This window comes from Blastococcus sp. SYSU DS0669, assembly GCF_054050895.1.
Genome location: NZ_JBJHAE010000006.1, coordinates 33,296 through 48,658, shown reverse-complemented (window position 1 = coordinate 48,658; position 15,363 = coordinate 33,296). Strand labels below are relative to the sequence as shown.

The following is a 15,363-nucleotide window of genomic DNA, read 5'->3' as shown; positions in this document are numbered from 1 at the left end:
CCGCGTCCTCCTGTCGTCCGGCCTCGGTCGGAGGCTCGCCGCGAGCCTGCGAGTGGTGAGGGGGCCGAGGTCCTTCAAGCACGGTGGATCACTCCTGACAGCTCCTCGAACGCGGCCATGCTGTGCCCGGCCACGAAGTGGTCGACCGACGGGAGCGCGGCCTGCATCCCGCCGGTGAGGGGTTCGTACCCCATGCGGCCCTTGTGCGGGTTGACCCACACCACGGTGTGCGCCAGCCGCCGCAGCCGGGCCATCTGCTCCCGCAGCATCGTGGTGTCCCCCCGCTCCCAGCCGTCGCTGCAGACGACGACGACGGCCCCGCGCGCGGTGCCGCGCTGACCCCACCGGTCGAGGAAGGCCTTGAGCACCTCGCCCAGCCGGGTGCCGCCCGACCAGTCCGGGATCGCCTCGCCGCCGGCCGCGAGCGCGCGGTCCGGGTCGCGCAGCCGCAGCTCGCGGGTGACGCGGGTGAGCCGGGTGCCGATCGTGAACACCTCGGTGGAGGCCGGCCGGGCCCGGACCGCGGCGTGCGCGAACCGCAGCAGCGCGTCGGCGTAGGGGGTCATGGAGCCGGAGACGTCGACCAGCAGCACCACCCGGCGCGGCCGGGGGCGCGCCCGGCGGTGCATCAGCCGGCTCACCTCGCCGCCGTCGCGCAGCGCCCGCCGCACGGTGCGTGCCGGGTGGACCCCGCCGTGGGCGGCCGGCCGCCGCCGCCGGGCCGGGCGCATCGGCGCGGCGGGGACCAGCAGCGCGAACAGCCGCCTCAGGTGGGCCCGTTCGGCGTCGGTCAGCCCGGCGACGTCGCGGTGGCGCAGCACCTCGTCGGCGCTGGCGCGGGCAGCGAGGTCGGGGGCATCGGGGTCGTCGTCCTCCCCCTCGCCCTCGCCGGCGTCCAGCGGCGCGCTGGCGGCGAGCCGGGGCCGCACCTGCGGCGCTGCGGGCGCGGGGCGCGGCCGTCGCCCGGAGAACCAGGCCAGGAACGCGGCGTCGTAGCGGTCGAGGTCGTCGGGGCCCGCGCACAGCGTGAGCCGGCCGGCCCAGTAGACCGCCGAGGGCTTCAGGACGTCGAGGTGCCCCAGGGCGCCGAGCATCGCCTGGACCCGGTCCGGGGAGGCGGTCACCCCCGCGTGCCGCAGCGTGCGGGCGAACCCCAGCACCGTGTCGACCACGTCGCGCTCAGCCACCGAGCAGCGCCTCCGGGGCCAGCGACCGCACCCGCTCGGTGTCCTCGCGGTACTTGAGCACCGCGCCGAGGGTCCGCGCCGCGAGGTCGGGGTCCAGGTCGCGGGCGCCGAGGGTGTGCAGCGCCGTCGCCCAGTCCATGGCCTCGGCGACCCCGGGGGGCTTGAGCAGGTCGAGGGTCCGCAGCGTCGCCGTCGCCCGGGCCACCTGCCGGGCCAGCTGCTCGGTGACCTGGGGCAGCCGGCGGCGCAGGATCGCCACCTCGCGGTCGAAGTCCGGGTGCGCGAGCCAGTGGTAGAGGCAGCGCCGCTTGAGCGCGTCGTGCACCTCGCGGGTGCGGTTGGAGGTGAGGACGACCAGCGGCGGGATCTCCGCCCGCACCGTGCCGAGCTCCGGGATGGAGATGGTGAAGTCGGAGAGGATCTCCAGCAGGAACGCCTCGAACTCGTCGTCGGCGCGGTCCACCTCGTCGACCAGCAGCACGCTCGGCGCGTCCTCCAGCGCCTGCAGCAGCGGCCGGGCGAGCAGGAAGCGGCGATCGTAGAGCGAGGCCTCCAGCCGCGCCGGGTCGTCCGCGGCGTGCGCCGCCTCGGCCGCGCGCAGGTGCAGCAGCTGGCGGCCGAAGTCCCAGTCGTAGAGCGCCTGGCTGGCCTCGAGCCCCTCGTAGCACTGCAGCCGGTAGAGCGGCCGGTCGGTGATCTGCGCCAGCGCCTGGGCCAGCGCCGTCTTCCCGACGCCGGCCTCGCCCTCGAGGAACAGCGGCCGGTGCATCGCCAGCGCCAGGTGGGCGGCGGTGGCCAGCCCCTCGTCGGCGAGGTAGCCGGTGGCCTCCAGCGCGGCGGACAGCTCGTCGGGGCTCCCGGGCACCGTGCGCTCGCTCACACCAGCAGCATCCCACCCCACCGTCGGCGACCGCGCCCTCACCGTCTCCGGGCGTCGGGCACGATGGCCGCATGCCGACCGCCGCTCTCGACCCGCTCGCCCTCGGCGACGACCTGCGCGCCTTCGTCGACGCCTCGCCGTCCCCCGCCCACGCGGTCGCCGAGCTGGTGCGCCGGCTGCGCGCCGCCGGGTTCACCGAGCTCGCGGAGACCGACTCGTGGGCCCCGGCCCCGGGCGGGCAGCACTTCGTCGTCCGGCACGGCAGCGTCATCGCCTTCCGCCTGGGCAGCGGCTCGCTGGCCCAGACCGGCATGCGGCTGGTCGGCGCCCACACCGACTCGCCGACGTTCAAGGTCCGCCCGCGCTGGGAGGTGCGGCAGTCCGGCTACCGCCTCGTGGGCGTGGAGCCCTACGGCGGCGGGCTCTGGCACACCTGGCTGGACCGGGAGCTCACCGTCGCCGGGCGGCTGGTGCTGCGCTCCGACTCCCCCACCCATCCGCGCACCGCCCTGGTCCGGCTGCCCGGCGCCCCCCTTCGGCTGCCGTCGCTCGCGATCCACCTCGACCGCAGCGTCCGGGAGGGGCTGACCCTCGATCCGCAGCAGCACCTCGTGCCGGTGTGGGACCGCGACCTCGGCACCGGGCCGGCGCTGGCCGAGGCGTTGGCCGCGACCGCCGGGGTGGAGCTCGGGGACGTCGTCGGCACCGACCTGGTGCTGGCCGACACCCAGCCCTCCGCGCGCGCCGGCGCGGACGGCACGTGGGTGGCCGCACCGCGGCTGGACGACCTGGCCTGCTGCCACTCCGGGCTGCTGGCCCTGCTCGCCGCGCCCGCCGGGGAGCGCACGCAGGTGCTGGTGTGCAACGACCACGAGGAGGTGGGGAGCGGCTCGATGTCCGGCGCCCGCGGGAGCTTCCTCGAGGACGTCGTCCGGCGGCTCGCGGCCGCGACCGACGACGGCGACCCGCAGGCCCCGCACCGGGCGCTGGCCCGGTCGGTGCTCGTGTCGGCCGACATGGCCCACGCGGTGCACCCGACCCGCGCCGAGCGGCACGAGCCTGCGCACCGGCCGGAGCTCGGCGGCGGTCCGGTGCTGAAGGTGAACGCCAACCAGGCCTACGCCACCGATGCGGCCTCCGGTGGCTGGTTCACCGAGCGCTGCGACGAGGCGGGGGTCCCCGTGCAGACGTTCGTCACGCGCGCCGACCTGCCGTGCGGCAGCACCATCGGGCCGCTCACCGCCACCCGGCTGGGCGTGACCACGGTGGACATCGGGGCGCCCATGCTCGCCATGCACTCCTGCCGCGAGCTGGCCTCGGCCCTCGACGTCCCGCTGATGGTGGGCGCCCTCACCGCCTGCCTGGGGGACTGACCGGCACCCCGGGGACGACAACGGCGGCCGACCGGAGTCTGGTCTCGGTCGGCCGCCGCCCGTCAGCGGCCCCCTTCCAGGATCCCGCCCTGAGCGTGCGACGGGTGGGGAGGAAGGGGGTCCTTGCTCACATCCGGCGGTTGGTGTCGTCCGCCCCGTCGACCTCGATCTCCTCCTTGCGGAGGGTCTCGTCGACCCGCACCTCGTCGGTGACGGTCTCCTTGTCCAGGCGGACGCGCTCGACCGGCACGGCCTCCTTGGCGACGACCGGCTTCTCCGCGCGGAGGGTGACCTCGTGCTCCTCCTCGCTGATGGCGGGCCCGTCCATGGCGTTGCCCACGTTGGCGTCCGTGATCGGCTCGCGCTCGACCCGGACCTCCTCGCGGGAGACGGGGACGGTCTCGGTGACGTTCTCGCTCACGACGTACTTGCGCAGGCGGGCGCGGCCCACCTCTTCCTGGCGGGTGCCGACGTCCAGCCGCTCCTCGGAGCGGGTCATGGCGTTGTCGGTCGTCGGGCCGGAGGTGTCGTGGCCGACGGTGCCCCGGGTGTCGGTGCGGTCGGTGCCGACCGTTCCGGCGGTCCCGGCCATGCCCGTGGTCTCGGTCGTGGTGACGGTCTCGGTGCGGCCGGTCGTCCCGCTGCCGAGGCCGTAGTACCGGTACAGCTCCTCTTCCTCCTGCGGGGAGAGGTGACCGTCGGTGTCGATCTTGGGGGCGTCCTTGACGCGGTCCTTGCTGACCGGTACCCGGAGGCCGTCGTCGGTCAGGTTGGCGTCACGGATCGGGACGAAGGACTCCTTGGTGCCGAACAGACCGGTGCGGACGGTCACCCACTCGGGCTGGCCGGTCTCGTCGTCGAGGTAGACCTCGGAAGCGGACCCGATCTTCTGACCCTCGGTGTCGTAGACGTCCTGGCCGATCACGCGGCTGATGGTCTCGGTGCCGATCATCGTCGTTGTCGCTCCTATCTGAGCTCGGGGATGTTCGTCCCTCCGATGGGTGACCGGGACGGTGGCCGCGAAACGAGCAGATCGGAACGGACCGGGATCGCCCCGCGTCCGCATCACCGCGCACGGCCTGCATCCGGAGCCGCCGGCCGGCCTGCCACCGACATCCGCGCAGGTCACGCCCATATCCACCCGGCGGGCACCCACCCACCGGCGCCCCCGTCCACAGCGCTAGCACCCGTCACGGTGCGTGATCCGGCTCTGCCCGGGCGTGTCGTCCGGGACGGGTCCGGCACACCGGGTCGGCGCGCCGCCCACGACCGCGCGGGCACCGTGCTTAGCGTCGTCGCGTGCCTCCCCGTTCGCCGTACGACAACCTGGTCCACCCGCGCACCGTCAAGAAGGCCTCGCCCGAGGTCGAAGCGGTCAAGGACGTCGTCGTCGAGGACCCGAGCAGCGGGTTCGTCGGCGCCGTCGTGCGCTGCGAGAAGGACGTCGTCCACCTCGAGGACCGGTTCGGGCGCGTGCGCGCCTACCCGCTCGGCCCCGGCTTCTGGGTGGACGGGCGCCCGGTGGTGCTCGTCCGGCCCAAGCAGACCGCGCCGGCCGGCCCGGCCCGCAGCGCCTCCGGCTCCACCTACGTGGCAGGCGCCCGCGCCCGGGTCGCGCGCGAGGGGCGCATCTACGTAGAGGGCAAGCACGACGCCGAGCTGGTGGAGAAGGTCTGGGGCCACGACCTGCGCATCGAGGGCGTCGTCGTCGAGCCGCTGCACGGGGTCGACGACCTGCCGGGCATCGTCGAGGAGTTCCGCCCGTCGTCGGGACGGCGACTGGGCGTGCTCGTCGACCACCTGGTGACCGGCTCCAAGGAGTCCCGCATCGCCGCCCGGATCACCGGCGACCACGCGCTCGTCGTCGGTCACCCGTTCATCGACATCTGGCAGGCCGTCAAGCCCTCCGTCGTCGGCATCGGGGCGTGGCCGACCGTGCCCAAGGGTGAGGACTGGAAGACCGGCGTCTGCCGCCGGCTGGGCTGGGAGGACGACACCGGCTACGTGTGGGCCCAGCGCATCCTCGCCCGCGTGCGCACCTGGACCGACCTGGAGCCCGCGCTCATCGGCCGGGTCGAGGAGCTCATCGACTTCGTCACCACCGACTGAGCCGGCGCTTCCTTACGAATTGCCGACGGTCGGCCCCCGCCCGGTTGCCGGAGGCTCCGCCGGTCACCCCTCCGGTCGTCGGACGCACACCACGCACGGACGAAGGGGAAGCACCATGTCGGCACCGTCGCACGAGAACCCGGACGCCGTCCCCCGCACCGGCACGGAGGTGCCGTGGCGCGAGGACGTCCCCCGCACCGACCACGAGCACGAGGTCGAGGGCCCGCTGGACCCGCCGGAGGCCCAGCGCAACGTCGCCTCCGCGCCGGAGGAGAAGCCCCCGGTGCGGCGCGGGGAGTGAGCCGCGCGGCCGGCGAGCGACCCCTGGTGATCAGCGGACCTGATCACCAGGGGTCCTGGCTCGCGGTCGGCTCAGCCGGGGATGTAGTTGAAGGTGTCCGGGTCGGGGCCGGTGCGCTCGCCCCGGTCCAGCCCGGTGAGCGCGGCCATGTCCTCGCGGCCGAGCTCGAAGTCGAACAGCGCGAAGTTCTCCGCCATGCGCTCGCGGGAGGAGGACTTCGGGAAGACGACGTCGCCGCGCTGCACGTGCCAGCGCAGCACGACCTGGGCCGGGGTGCGGCCGAGGCGCTCGGCGATCGCGGTGACGGCCGGGTCGTCGAGCACCTTGCCCTGGGCGATGGGCGACCATGCCTCGGTGACGATCCCGTGCTCGGCGTCGAACGCGCGGACGTCGTCCTGCGCCAGGTAGGGGTGGACCTCGATCTGGTTCACCGCCGGGACGACCTCGGTCTCGTCGAACAGCCGGCGCAGGTGGTGCGGCTGGAAGTTGGAGACGCCGATGGCCCGGCAGCGGCCGTCGCGGTAGATCTCCTCCATCGCCTTCCAGGTCTCGACGTAGTCGACGTCGATGCCGGGCAGCGGCCAGTGGACGAGGAAGAGGTCGAGCTGGTCGAACCCGAGGTCGGCGAGCGTCCGGTCGAAGGCGCGCAGCGCGTCGTCGCGACGGTGGAAGCCGTTGTTCAGCTTGCTCGTCACGAAGATCTCGCCGCGGTCGAGGCCGGAGCGTGCGACGGCCTCGCCGACGCCCTTCTCGTTGCCGTACATCTCCGCGGTGTCGATGTGCCGGTAGCCGACCTCGAGGGCGGTCGCCACGGTGTCCGCGGTCTCCGCGGGCGGGACCTGGTAGACGCCGAAGCCGAGCTGCGGGATCTCGACCCCGTTGTTGAGGGCGAGGGAGGGCACGGGTGAGTGAGCCACAGGCTGGTCCTTCCGGTTCGGGGAGGGGTCGCGAGCCGCACGAACGGTGGTGCGCGATCGACCCGTCGCCCGCCTACCCGGTGGTGCGGTCCTCAACCAGGGGGGTGGGCGCCGGCCGGTCCGCGACCAGCGCCCCGCCGCCGAGCGCGAGCAGGGCGGCGAGCGCCGCGGCCCCCGCGGGCACGGCGAAGGCCGCCTCCGCGCCCCAGGCGTCCACCGCGGCACCGGCCAGCGCCGAGCCCGCGGTGACGCCGAGGGTGAGGCCGGAGATGGTCCAGGCCAGCGACTCGGTGAGCAGACCGGGCGCCGTGCGGGACTCCACCAGCGAGGTGCCCGAGACGAGCACCGGCGCGATGGTCAGCCCGGCCAGGAAGCCGACCCCGACGAGCACCGCCAGCGAGCCGACGCCCCACAGCAGCTGGGCGGCCAGCCCGAAGGCGACCGCCGTCGCGACGAAGCGGGTGGCCAGCGTGCCGGGCAGGCGCGCGAGGCCGTAGACCAGCCCGGCGACCAGGCTGCCCGCGGCGAAGACGGCGAGGGCCACCCCGGAGAGCGCCGGCGCCCCCTCGGCCTCGGCGAAGCCGACCACCACGACGTCGATGGCGCCGAACACCGTGCCCACGGCCAGGTAGGTGACGGTGACGACCAGCAGCGTCGGCGTCAGCACCGCCCACCACCGGGCGGCCGACGCCCCGGCGACGGGGTGCGCCGGCGGGTCGGTGTCGCGGAGGGCGGCGAGCCAGAGGCCGCCGATCGTGCCGAGGACCACCCCGGTGAGGAAGCCGACGGGCGGCGCGACGAGCGTGGCCAGGAGCGTCACCAGCGGCGGACCGACGACGAAGACCACCTCGTCGGCGACGGCCTCGAACGCGAACGCCGTCTGCCGCCCCGCGGGGTCGAGCACCGCGGCCCACCGGGCGCGCACCAGCGAGCCGACGTTGGGGCTGCTGGCCCCGACCGCCGCGGCCAGCAGGAACCAGCTCCAGCGGGGTCCGCCGCCGACCACCGCCGCGACGAAAGCGACGCCGGTGAGCGCGAAGGCGGCCATCGCCAGGCGGAGCACCGGGCCCTGGCCGCGGCGGTCCATGGCCCGCGCCCACTGCGGTCCGGCGACGCCGTAGCTGAGGGCGAGGGCGCCGGCGACAGCACCGGCGAGGCCGTAGCTCCCGGTCTCCCGCGAGACCAGGAGCACCGCGCCCAGGCCGAGCATGGGGGCGGGCAGCCGCCCCACCCACCCGGCCAGGGAGAAGGCCACGGACCCGGGAACGGTGAAGAGGCAGCGGTAGGGGCTGAAGACGGTGCGGGCCGACACGGGTTCTCTCGCGCTTCCTGGCCACGGGCGAGTGCGGGACGTCCTCCGCCGGTCTCTCGGGTGGCGAGGGAACGGTAGCAACGCCTCCGCGGCGGGGCCCGCGCATTTCCGGCCCGCCACGTGTCGCCCGTCGCGGCTACATTCGGCCCATGACCGGCGCCGACCTCCCCGACCCCGCGGTCCGCCGTGCCGTGGGCACCGTGGCCGCCGGCTCCGGCGGCCTGGTCGACCGGTACGGGCGCACCGCGACCGACCTGCGGGTCTCCCTGACCGACCGGTGCAACCTGCGCTGCACCTACTGCATGCCGCCGGAGGGTCTGCAGTGGCTGCCCAAGGTCGAGCAGCTCACCGACGACGAGGTCGCCCGCCTGGTGCGCATCGGGGTGGAGCACCTGGGCATCCGCGAGGTGCGCTTCACCGGGGGCGAACCGCTGCTGCGCCCGGGCCTGGTCGGCATCGTCGCCGCCGCGACGGCGCTCCACCCGCGGCCCGAGGTCAGCCTCACCACCAACGCCATCGGGCTCTCCCGCATGGCGCCCGCGCTCGCCGAGGCCGGGCTCGACCGCATCAACGTCAGCCTGGACACCCTCGACCGGGAGCGGTTCAAGACCCTCACCCACCGCGACCGGCTGGACGACGTCCTCGCCGGCCTGGCCGCCGCGCGGGACGCCGGGCTCACGCCGGTGAAGGTGAACGCCGTCCTGCTGCACGGGATCAACGACGTCGACGCCGTCCCGCTGCTGGACTACTGCCTGGAGCAGGGCTACGAGCTGCGCTTCATCGAGCAGATGCCGCTGGACGCCCACCACGCCTGGACGCGCGGTCGCATGGTCACCGCCGAGGACATCCTGGAGCGGCTGTCGGCGGCGCACGAGCTCACCCCCGACAGCGAGGAGCGGGGCTCGGCACCGGCCGAGCGCTGGCTGGTCGACGGCGGGCCGGCCACGGTGGGTGTGATCGCCTCGGTCACCCGCTCGTTCTGCGGCAGCTGCGACCGCACCCGGCTCACCGCCGACGGGCAGATCCGCAACTGCCTGTTCGCCCGCGAGGAGTCCGACCTCCGGACGGCGCTGCGCGAGGGCGCCACGGATGCGGAACTGGCGGACCGCTGGCGGATCGCGACCCTGGGCAAGCTGCCCGGCCACGGGATCGACGACCCGAGCTTCCTGCAGCCGACCCGGCCCATGTCGGCGATCGGCGGCTGAGTTGTCCAGCAACCCCACCACCCCGGCGGCGACCACCGTCACCGTCCGCTACTTCGCCGGCGCCCGCGCCGCCTCCGGCGTCGACACCGAGCGCTGCGAGGCCGCCAGCCTCGACGAGCTCGTCGGGCGGATCGCCGTCGCCCACGGAGAGCGGCTGGAGCGGGTGCTCACCGCCTGCTCGTTCCTGGTCGACGGCGCCCAGGCCCGCGACCGGGAGGCGCCGCTGCCCGCCGGTGCGGTCGTGGACGTGCTCCCGCCCTTCGCCGGGGGGTGAGCGAGGGCCGTCCGCCCCGTCGGCAGGCGCGACCGTGGAGGATGGCCGTTCCCGCGCCGACCCGGTCGGTCGGCGGCCGGATGGAGGAGGAGTCATGAGCATCTTCGACAGAGCGAAGGCGAAGGCCCAGGAGCTGTTCGGCCGGGCCGAGGAGCTGTACGGCGAGTCGCACGGCGACGCCGCGGCGAAGGTCGACGGGGAGGCCCATCGGCTGGAGGCCGAGGCGGAGGAGGCCGAGCTCGAGCGCGACGGGCGGACCGACGACGACGGCCTGGCCGGAGCACGCTGACCTCGCTCCGGACGGTTGGCCGGCCCGCCGCGGTGGTATTTCGTACGACATGGTTCCGTCGGGCGTGGCCGACGTGGCGCCGTGGGGTGACTGGCTCTCCGCGGCCGAGGGAGCGCTGCGCTTCCTGCACGGGTACGTCGGCTGGGACCTGTGGGTGGTCACCCACGTCGAGCACGACCGGCAGATCATCGTGCGCGCGTTCCCGGAGGCCGGCGTCCGCCCGGGCACGGAGCTGCCGTGGGCGCAGAGCTTCTGCCGCCAGATGATCGAGGGGAACGCACCGCGGGTGGCCACCGTGACCGCCGCCGTGCCGGCCTACGCCTCGCGGTCCTACGGCTCCATCCGCGACATCGCCGCCTACGTGGGCGTCCCCCTCGTGACCCGCGACCTCGAGTTGTTCGGGACGCTCTGCGGGATCGCCTTCCGCGCCAAGCCGCGCAGCGCCAGCCGCGAGCTCCCCGTCGTCGAGCACACTGCCCGCATGCTGAACACGTTGCTGGCCACCGACCTGCCGGGCCCCGTCGGGACGGAGGCCCGGTGAAGGCGCAGCGGCTGACCGGTGCGGTGACCCACCACGGCGAGGGGCCCGTGTGGTCGCCGGCGTGGGGCGGCCTGCGCTGCGTGGACATGCTCGCCGGTGACGTCCTCACGGTGGGCGAGGACGGCTCGGTCGCCCGCCGGCACGTCGCGGACGTCGCGGCGGTCGTCCGGCCGCGCCGCGGCGGCGGCGCGGTCATCGCGGTGGAGCGCGGGTTCGCCCTCGAGGGCCCCGACGGCACCCTCACCCTGCTGGACCCGGTGTGGACGAACCCCGACATCCGCATGAACGAGGGCGGCTGCGACCCCGATGGCCGCTTCTGGTGCGGCTCGATGGCCTACGACCAGACGCCGGGCGCCGCGTCGATGTACCGGCTGGACCCCGACGGCAGCGTGCACCACGTCTTCGGCGGCGTCACCGTCTCCAACGGGCTGGAGTGGAGCCCCGACGGGTCGCTGGCCTACTACGCCGACACGGCGACCCACCGCATCGACGTCTTCGACTACGAGGCCGGGGCAGGGCTGAGCGGGCGGCGCCCGTTCGTGACGTTCCCGGACGACGGCAACCCCGACGGGCTCACCGTCGACGCCGAGGGCGGGGTCTGGGTCGCGCTCTACGGCGGCGGCGAGGTGCACCGCTACGACCGCGACGGCCGGCGCGACGCCGTGGTGGAGCTGCCCACGCCGCAGGTGACGGCATGCACCCTCGGCGGCCGCGCCCTGGACCGGCTGTTCGTCACCACCTCCGCCGAGGGCGGCCTGGACGACGGCGTGGCCGGCTCGCTGTTCACCGTGGACGTCGGGGTGCGGGGGCTGCCGGTGCGCGAGTTCGCCGGCTGAGGCAGGCGCCTAGGGGCAGGCGACCCACTCCTCCTCACCGTCGCCGAACACCTGCCGCTTCCAGATGGGCAGCCGCTTCTTCACCTCGTCGACGAGCTCGGCGCAGGCGGCGAACGCCTGACCGCGGTGCGAGGCGCTGACCGCGCACGCGAGCGCGACGTCGCCGATGCCGAGCAGACCGACGCGGTGGCTGACCGCGACGGCGTGCAGCTCGGGGCGCGCGGCGAACTCCTCGGCCAGCTCGGTGATGACGTCGGCGGCGCTCGGGTGGCCGACGTACTCCAGCTCGGTCACCGAGCGGCCTCCGTCGTGGTCGCGGACGACGCCGGCGAAGGAGACCACGGCCCCCGCCGCCGCGACGGAGACGGCGTCCTCGTGCTCGGCGACGGACAGCGGTGTGTCCACGACCCTGGCGATCACGGCGCCGACGCTACCCCCGGCGGCGGGACGTCGAGGTCGACCGGATCGGCGAGGCCGGTGCAGTCGACCTCGACGACGTCGTGCGCCGCCAGGTAGCGGCGGGCGCCCTCGTCGCCGGTGGCCGTCTCCGCGACGCCGGCCCAGTGGTCGCGCCCGAGCAGCACCGGGTGGCCGCGGACGCCGTCGTAGGTGGCGGTCGCCAGCGCGTCCGGCGCGGCGTGGGCGGCGACGGCCCGCAGCGCGGCGGGCGTGAGGCCCGGCATGTCGACCAGGGTCACCAGTGCGGCGTCCACCGTCCCCGGGAAGCCGCGCAGCCCGTCCAGGCCGGTGCGCAGCGAGGAGGCCATGCCCGATTCCCAGTCCCGGTTCGCCAGCACCGTCGCGCCCGTGAGGTCCGCGGTCCGCCAGACGTCCACCGCCCGGGCGCCGAGCACGACGAGGACGACGTCGCAGACCGCCCGCGCCGTCCGCACCGCCCGCTCGACCAGCAGGCTGCCCTCGTACTCGACCAGCGCCTTGGGCATGCCGTAGCGGCGGCCACCCCCGGCGGCCAGGACGAGGGCTGCGGTGCTCATCCCCCCACTCTCTCAGCGGGCGTAGACGGCGACCTCGGAGGCCTTCACGCCGGCCCACACCTCCGCGCCCGGGACGAGGCCCATCTCGGCGAAGGAGGTCGCCGTGACGTCGGCGACCAGCTGCACCTCCCCGGTGAGCTCGCAGCGCACGGTGGCGCCGTGCGGCGTCGCCCCGACCAGGCGTTGCCGCCAGAGGTTGCGGGTGCTGCCGTCGGGGCGGGAGGCGTAGAGCGCCACCGACTCGGGACGGACCGCCGCGAACACCGGCCCGGTGGCCTCCTCGGCCACCACGACCACCGCGCCGCCGTCGAGCCGCACCACGCGCCCCTCCCCGGTGCCCGGCAGGAGCGACAGCCCGACCAGCCGGGCCACGTAGTCGGTACGCGGCCGGCGGGCCACCTCGGCCGGGCTGCCGGCCTGCACGACCCGCCCCTCCTCGACGACGACGACGCGGTCGGCGAGCGCCATCGCGTCCACCGGATCGTGCGTGACGAGCACGGTGCTGCCGCGGAACCCCGCGAGGTGCCGGCGCAGCTCGGCGCGCACGGTGAGCCGGGTGCGCGCGTCCAGGGCCGACAGCGGCTCGTCGAGCAGCAGCAGCGCCGGGTCGCCGACGAGCGCCCGGGCCAGCGCGGCCCGCTGTGCCTGACCGCCGGAGAGCTGGGCGGGTCTGCGGCTCCCCAGCCCCTCGAGCCCGACCCGGGTCAGCCACTCCTCGGCGGCCGCCCGTGCCCGCGCCCGCGCCGCACCCCGGGTGCGCAGGCCGAAGGCGACGTTGTCGACCACGCTCAGGTGCGGGAAGAGCAGCGCGTCCTGGAAGACCATCCCGAGGGCGCGCCGGTGGGCGGGGACGGACGCGCCCTCGCCGTCGTCCCAGACCTCGCCGTCGACGACGACCCGGCCGCGGTCGGGGGGCAGCAACCCCGCCAGCACGCGCACGAAGGTCGACTTCCCCGCGCCGTTGGGACCGAGGAGGGCCAGCACCTCGCCGTCGGCGACCTCGACCTCGACCCGCAGGTCGAGGTCGCCCCGGCGGGTGGCGACCGTCGCGGTCAGGCTCATACCGGCGCCCGGCCGAGCCAGCGGTCGCGGAGCAGCAGCAGCGTGGCCAGGGAGACGGCCAGCAGCACCACCGAGAGCACGATCGCCGCGTCGGGATCCCGCTGCAGCGCGAGGTAGACCGCGAGCGGCATCGTCTGCGTGGTGCCGGGGAAGTTGCCGGCGAAGGTGATGGTGGCGCCGAACTCGCCGAGCGCCCGGGCCCAGCAGAGCACCGCGCCGGCCGCGACGCCGGGGGCGACGAGCGGGAGGGTGACGCGGCGGAACGTCGTCCAGCGGCCGGCGCCGAGCGTGGCGGCGACGTCCTCGAAGCGGGCGTCGGCGGCCCGCAGGGCGCCCTCGACGCTGATGACCAGGAACGGCATGGCCACGAAGGTCTCGGCGATGACGACGGCGGTGGTGGTGAACGGGATCGTGATGCCGAAGGCGTCGTCCAGCCAGGAGCCGACGATCCCCTGCCGGCCCAGCACGAGGAAAAGCGCGACGCCGCCGACGACCGGGGGCAGCACCAGCGGCACGGTGACCAGCGCCCGGAGCACCGCGCGGCCGCGGGCCCGGGAGCGGGCGAGGACCCAGGCGAGCGGGACCCCCAGCAGCAGCGACAGGCCGGTGGCGAGCGTCGCCGACACCAGCGACAGCCGCAGCGCCTGGCCCACCCCCGGCGCGGCGAGCTGGGTGGCCAGCTCCGACCACGGGGTGCGCGCCAGCAGCCCGAGCAGCGGGAGGGTCAGGAAGGCGACGCCCAGGGCCGCCGGGACGACGAGGGGCACCGGGACGCGGGTGCCCTCGGGAGCGCGGCTCACGGCTGCTGGAACCCGGCGTCGGCCAGCGCGGCCTGCCCCTCGTCGGAGAGCACCAGGTCGACGAAGGCGGCGGCAGCGTCCGGGTTCGGGGCGTCCTGCAGGGCGGCGACCGGGTAGCGGTTGCGGGCGGCGCCGGACTCGCGGAAGGGGAGGGCGCGGACGCCGCCGTCGGAGGAGACGTCGGAGCGGTAGACCAGCCCGGCGTCGACCTCGCCGAGCTGCACCTTGGTGAGCACGCCGCGGACGTCGTCCTCGAGGGTGTCCGGCGCCCCGGCCAGACCGGCGGCCTCGAGCACCTCCGCGGCGGCGGCGCCGCAGGGCACCTCCGGCGCGCAGACGGCGAGCACGTCGTCGACCTCGAGCAGGTCGGCCAGGCCGGGGGTGCCCGCGCCCGACCTCCGGTCGATGCCGGCGGGGTCGTCCGCCGGCACGGCGAGCAGCAGCTCGTTGGCGGCGAAGGGCTGCGGGGCACCCACCAGGTCGGCGACCCGGTCCATCTGCGCCTCGTCGGCGGAGGCGAAGACGTCGACGGGGGCGCCCTGCTCCAGCTGCGTGGCCAGCCCGGAGCTGCCGGCGAAGCTGAAGCGCACCTCCAGGCCCGGGTGCTCCCCCTCGAACCGGCCGCCGAGCTCGGTGAAGACGTCGGTGAGCGAGGCGGCGGCGAAGACGGTGAGGGTGCCGGAGAGCCGGCCGCCCGCAGCCGCGCCGGCGTCCGCCTCCGACGACGCGCCGCAGCCGGGGAGGGCCAGCAGCACCGCCACGAGCAGCGCACGCGCGCGCACGGCACCTCCTCGGTCGACCGCTCCTGCGGCAGACTTCACCAGTTGAACCCGCAGCCGCGCAAGCCCGGCGCGGCGCAGCTCCGCAGATGCGGACTACGGGACGTCGACGCTCACCTGGGTTGCCTTCACCGTCGCGACCGCCCGGACGCCCACGACCAGCCCCAGCTCGTCGGCCGCCTCGCGCGACATGAGGGAGACGACGCGGAAGGGCCCGGCCTGGATCTCGACCTGCGCCATGACGCCGTCGCGGAGGACGTTCGTGACGATGCCGGCCAGCCGGTTGCGGGCCGAGGACGGCGTCGTCCCGGGCTCCGGAGCCTCGCGCAGCTGCGTCGCCAGCCGGGCGAGGTCCGCGCCGTCGACCACCGCCGGCCCCCCGCCGTCCCGGCGCGCCGGGAGCCGGCCGCTGTCGACCCAGCGCCGCACCGTGTCGTCGCTGACGCCGAGCAGCGCGGCCGCCTCGGCGATGCGGTAGGTGGCGGCCACGGCCAGACCCTAGC

Annotated in this window: 19 protein-coding genes; 8 read left to right on the top strand and 11 right to left on the bottom strand. The window is 75.5% G+C overall.

Features of this window, described 5'->3' with window-relative positions:
• Positions 1-74: 74 nt before the first annotated feature.
• On the bottom strand, positions 75-1,187 hold the full coding sequence (locus ACI792_RS08690) for a vWA domain-containing protein (protein WP_456602238.1): 1,113 nt from the start codon (positions 1,185-1,187) through the stop codon (positions 75-77).
• Complete coding sequence (locus ACI792_RS08685; protein ID WP_456602237.1) at positions 1,180-2,067, bottom strand: AAA family ATPase; 888 nt, start codon at positions 2,065-2,067, stop codon at positions 1,180-1,182. The genes ACI792_RS08690 and ACI792_RS08685 overlap by 8 nt, the downstream gene beginning before the upstream one ends.
• 71 nt (positions 2,068-2,138) lie before the next feature.
• Here ACI792_RS08685 and ACI792_RS08680 point away from each other — a divergent pair, with 71 nt between their 5' ends.
• Complete coding sequence (locus ACI792_RS08680; RefSeq protein WP_456602236.1) at positions 2,139-3,440, top strand: M18 family aminopeptidase; 1,302 nt, start codon at positions 2,139-2,141, stop codon at positions 3,438-3,440.
• A 127-nt stretch (positions 3,441-3,567) separates the two neighbouring features.
• Here ACI792_RS08680 and ACI792_RS08675 read toward each other — a convergent pair whose 3' ends face one another.
• Positions 3,568-4,392 carry a DUF2382 domain-containing protein gene (locus ACI792_RS08675; RefSeq protein WP_456580299.1) on the bottom strand — a complete coding sequence of 275 codons (825 nt, stop codon included), beginning with the start codon at positions 4,390-4,392 and terminating at the stop codon, positions 3,568-3,570.
• A 347-nt stretch (positions 4,393-4,739) separates the two neighbouring features.
• Here ACI792_RS08675 and ACI792_RS08670 point away from each other — a divergent pair, with 347 nt between their 5' ends.
• Positions 4,740-5,549: a DUF3097 domain-containing protein gene (locus ACI792_RS08670; protein ID WP_456602235.1), complete on the top strand. Its 810-nt coding sequence runs from the start codon at positions 4,740-4,742 to the stop codon at positions 5,547-5,549.
• A 115-nt stretch (positions 5,550-5,664) separates the two neighbouring features.
• Positions 5,665-5,850 (top strand): hypothetical protein, encoded by a 186-nt coding sequence (locus ACI792_RS08665; RefSeq protein ID WP_456580297.1) that lies wholly within the window; start codon positions 5,665-5,667, stop codon positions 5,848-5,850.
• 71 nt (positions 5,851-5,921) lie between these two features.
• Here the strand turns inward: ACI792_RS08665 and ACI792_RS08660 are convergent, their stop codons facing one another.
• Together ACI792_RS08660 and ACI792_RS08655 are read right to left on the bottom strand one after the other, a co-directional pair.
• Complete coding sequence (locus ACI792_RS08660) at positions 5,922-6,767, bottom strand: aldo/keto reductase (protein ID WP_456602234.1); 846 nt, start codon at positions 6,765-6,767, stop codon at positions 5,922-5,924.
• Between the two features lie 73 nt (positions 6,768-6,840).
• Positions 6,841-8,079: an MFS transporter gene (locus ACI792_RS08655; RefSeq protein ID WP_456602233.1), complete on the bottom strand. Its 1,239-nt coding sequence runs from the start codon at positions 8,077-8,079 to the stop codon at positions 6,841-6,843.
• Positions 8,080-8,228: 149 nt separating this feature from the next.
• On the opposite strand from ACI792_RS08655, the gene moaA reads away from it, so the two are divergent.
• The 5 genes from moaA (at position 8,229) to ACI792_RS08630 (ending at position 11,224) form a co-directional block, all read left to right on the top strand.
• On the top strand, positions 8,229-9,284 hold the full coding sequence (gene moaA / locus ACI792_RS08650) for a GTP 3',8-cyclase MoaA (RefSeq protein WP_456602232.1): 1,056 nt from the start codon (positions 8,229-8,231) through the stop codon (positions 9,282-9,284).
• A 1-nt stretch (position 9,285) separates the two neighbouring features.
• The gene (locus ACI792_RS08645) at positions 9,286-9,558 is read left to right on the top strand and encodes a MoaD/ThiS family protein (RefSeq protein ID WP_456602231.1); all 273 of its coding nucleotides are present in this window, start codon (positions 9,286-9,288) and stop codon (positions 9,556-9,558) included.
• Positions 9,559-9,652: 94 nt separating this feature from the next.
• Positions 9,653-9,847, top strand: coding sequence for a hypothetical protein (locus ACI792_RS08640; RefSeq protein WP_456580292.1), 195 nt, complete (start codon positions 9,653-9,655; stop codon positions 9,845-9,847).
• 64 nt (positions 9,848-9,911) lie between these two features.
• On the top strand, positions 9,912-10,388 hold the full coding sequence (locus ACI792_RS08635) for a GAF domain-containing protein (protein ID WP_456580291.1): 477 nt from the start codon (positions 9,912-9,914) through the stop codon (positions 10,386-10,388).
• Positions 10,385-11,224: an SMP-30/gluconolactonase/LRE family protein gene (locus tag ACI792_RS08630; RefSeq protein ID WP_456580290.1), complete on the top strand. Its 840-nt coding sequence runs from the start codon at positions 10,385-10,387 to the stop codon at positions 11,222-11,224. The genes ACI792_RS08635 and ACI792_RS08630 overlap by 4 nt, the downstream gene beginning before the upstream one ends.
• Positions 11,225-11,233: 9 nt before the next feature.
• Here ACI792_RS08630 and ACI792_RS08625 read toward each other — a convergent pair whose 3' ends face one another.
• The 6 genes from ACI792_RS08625 to ACI792_RS08600 all read right to left on the bottom strand — a co-directional run bounded on the left by ACI792_RS08625 (position 11,234) and on the right by ACI792_RS08600 (position 15,349).
• The gene (locus ACI792_RS08625) at positions 11,234-11,644 is read right to left on the bottom strand and encodes a molybdenum cofactor biosynthesis protein MoaE (RefSeq protein ID WP_456602230.1); all 411 of its coding nucleotides are present in this window, start codon (positions 11,642-11,644) and stop codon (positions 11,234-11,236) included.
• Positions 11,641-12,219 carry a nucleotidyltransferase family protein gene (locus tag ACI792_RS08620; protein WP_456602229.1) on the bottom strand — a complete coding sequence of 193 codons (579 nt, stop codon included), beginning with the start codon at positions 12,217-12,219 and terminating at the stop codon, positions 11,641-11,643. Before ACI792_RS08620 ends, ACI792_RS08625 begins: the two co-directional genes overlap by 4 nt.
• Before the next feature lie 12 nt (positions 12,220-12,231).
• The gene (locus ACI792_RS08615) at positions 12,232-13,281 is read right to left on the bottom strand and encodes an ABC transporter ATP-binding protein (protein WP_456602228.1); all 1,050 of its coding nucleotides are present in this window, start codon (positions 13,279-13,281) and stop codon (positions 12,232-12,234) included.
• Entirely contained in the window at positions 13,278-14,081 is an 804-nt protein-coding gene (locus ACI792_RS08610; RefSeq protein ID WP_456602227.1) for an ABC transporter permease, read from the bottom strand. The genes ACI792_RS08615 and ACI792_RS08610 overlap by 4 nt, the downstream gene beginning before the upstream one ends.
• Positions 14,078-14,863, bottom strand: coding sequence for a molybdate ABC transporter substrate-binding protein (gene modA / locus ACI792_RS08605; protein WP_456602226.1), 786 nt, complete (start codon positions 14,861-14,863; stop codon positions 14,078-14,080). The genes ACI792_RS08610 and modA overlap by 4 nt, the downstream gene beginning before the upstream one ends.
• A 93-nt stretch (positions 14,864-14,956) precedes the next feature.
• Positions 14,957-15,349, bottom strand: a complete 393-nt coding sequence (locus ACI792_RS08600; RefSeq protein WP_456580284.1) for a TOBE domain-containing protein — start codon at positions 15,347-15,349, stop codon at positions 14,957-14,959.
• Between the last annotated feature and the right edge of the window lie 14 nt (positions 15,350-15,363).

Coding starts and splice junctions, on each gene's coding strand:
- ACI792_RS08680 (WP_456602236.1), top strand. CDS start 2,139: ATGCCGACCGCCGCTCTCGACCCGCTCGCCCTCGGCGACGACCTGCGC.
- ACI792_RS08675 (WP_456580299.1), bottom strand. CDS start 4,392: ATGATCGGCACCGAGACCATCAGCCGCGTGATCGGCCAGGACGTCTAC.
- ACI792_RS08665 (WP_456580297.1), top strand. CDS start 5,665: ATGTCGGCACCGTCGCACGAGAACCCGGACGCCGTCCCCCGCACCGGC.
- moaA (WP_456602232.1), top strand. CDS start 8,229: ATGACCGGCGCCGACCTCCCCGACCCCGCGGTCCGCCGTGCCGTGGGC.
- ACI792_RS08640 (WP_456580292.1), top strand. CDS start 9,653: ATGAGCATCTTCGACAGAGCGAAGGCGAAGGCCCAGGAGCTGTTCGGC.
- ACI792_RS08620 (WP_456602229.1), bottom strand. CDS start 12,219: ATGAGCACCGCAGCCCTCGTCCTGGCCGCCGGGGGTGGCCGCCGCTAC.
- ACI792_RS08615 (WP_456602228.1), bottom strand. CDS start 13,281: ATGAGCCTGACCGCGACGGTCGCCACCCGCCGGGGCGACCTCGACCTG.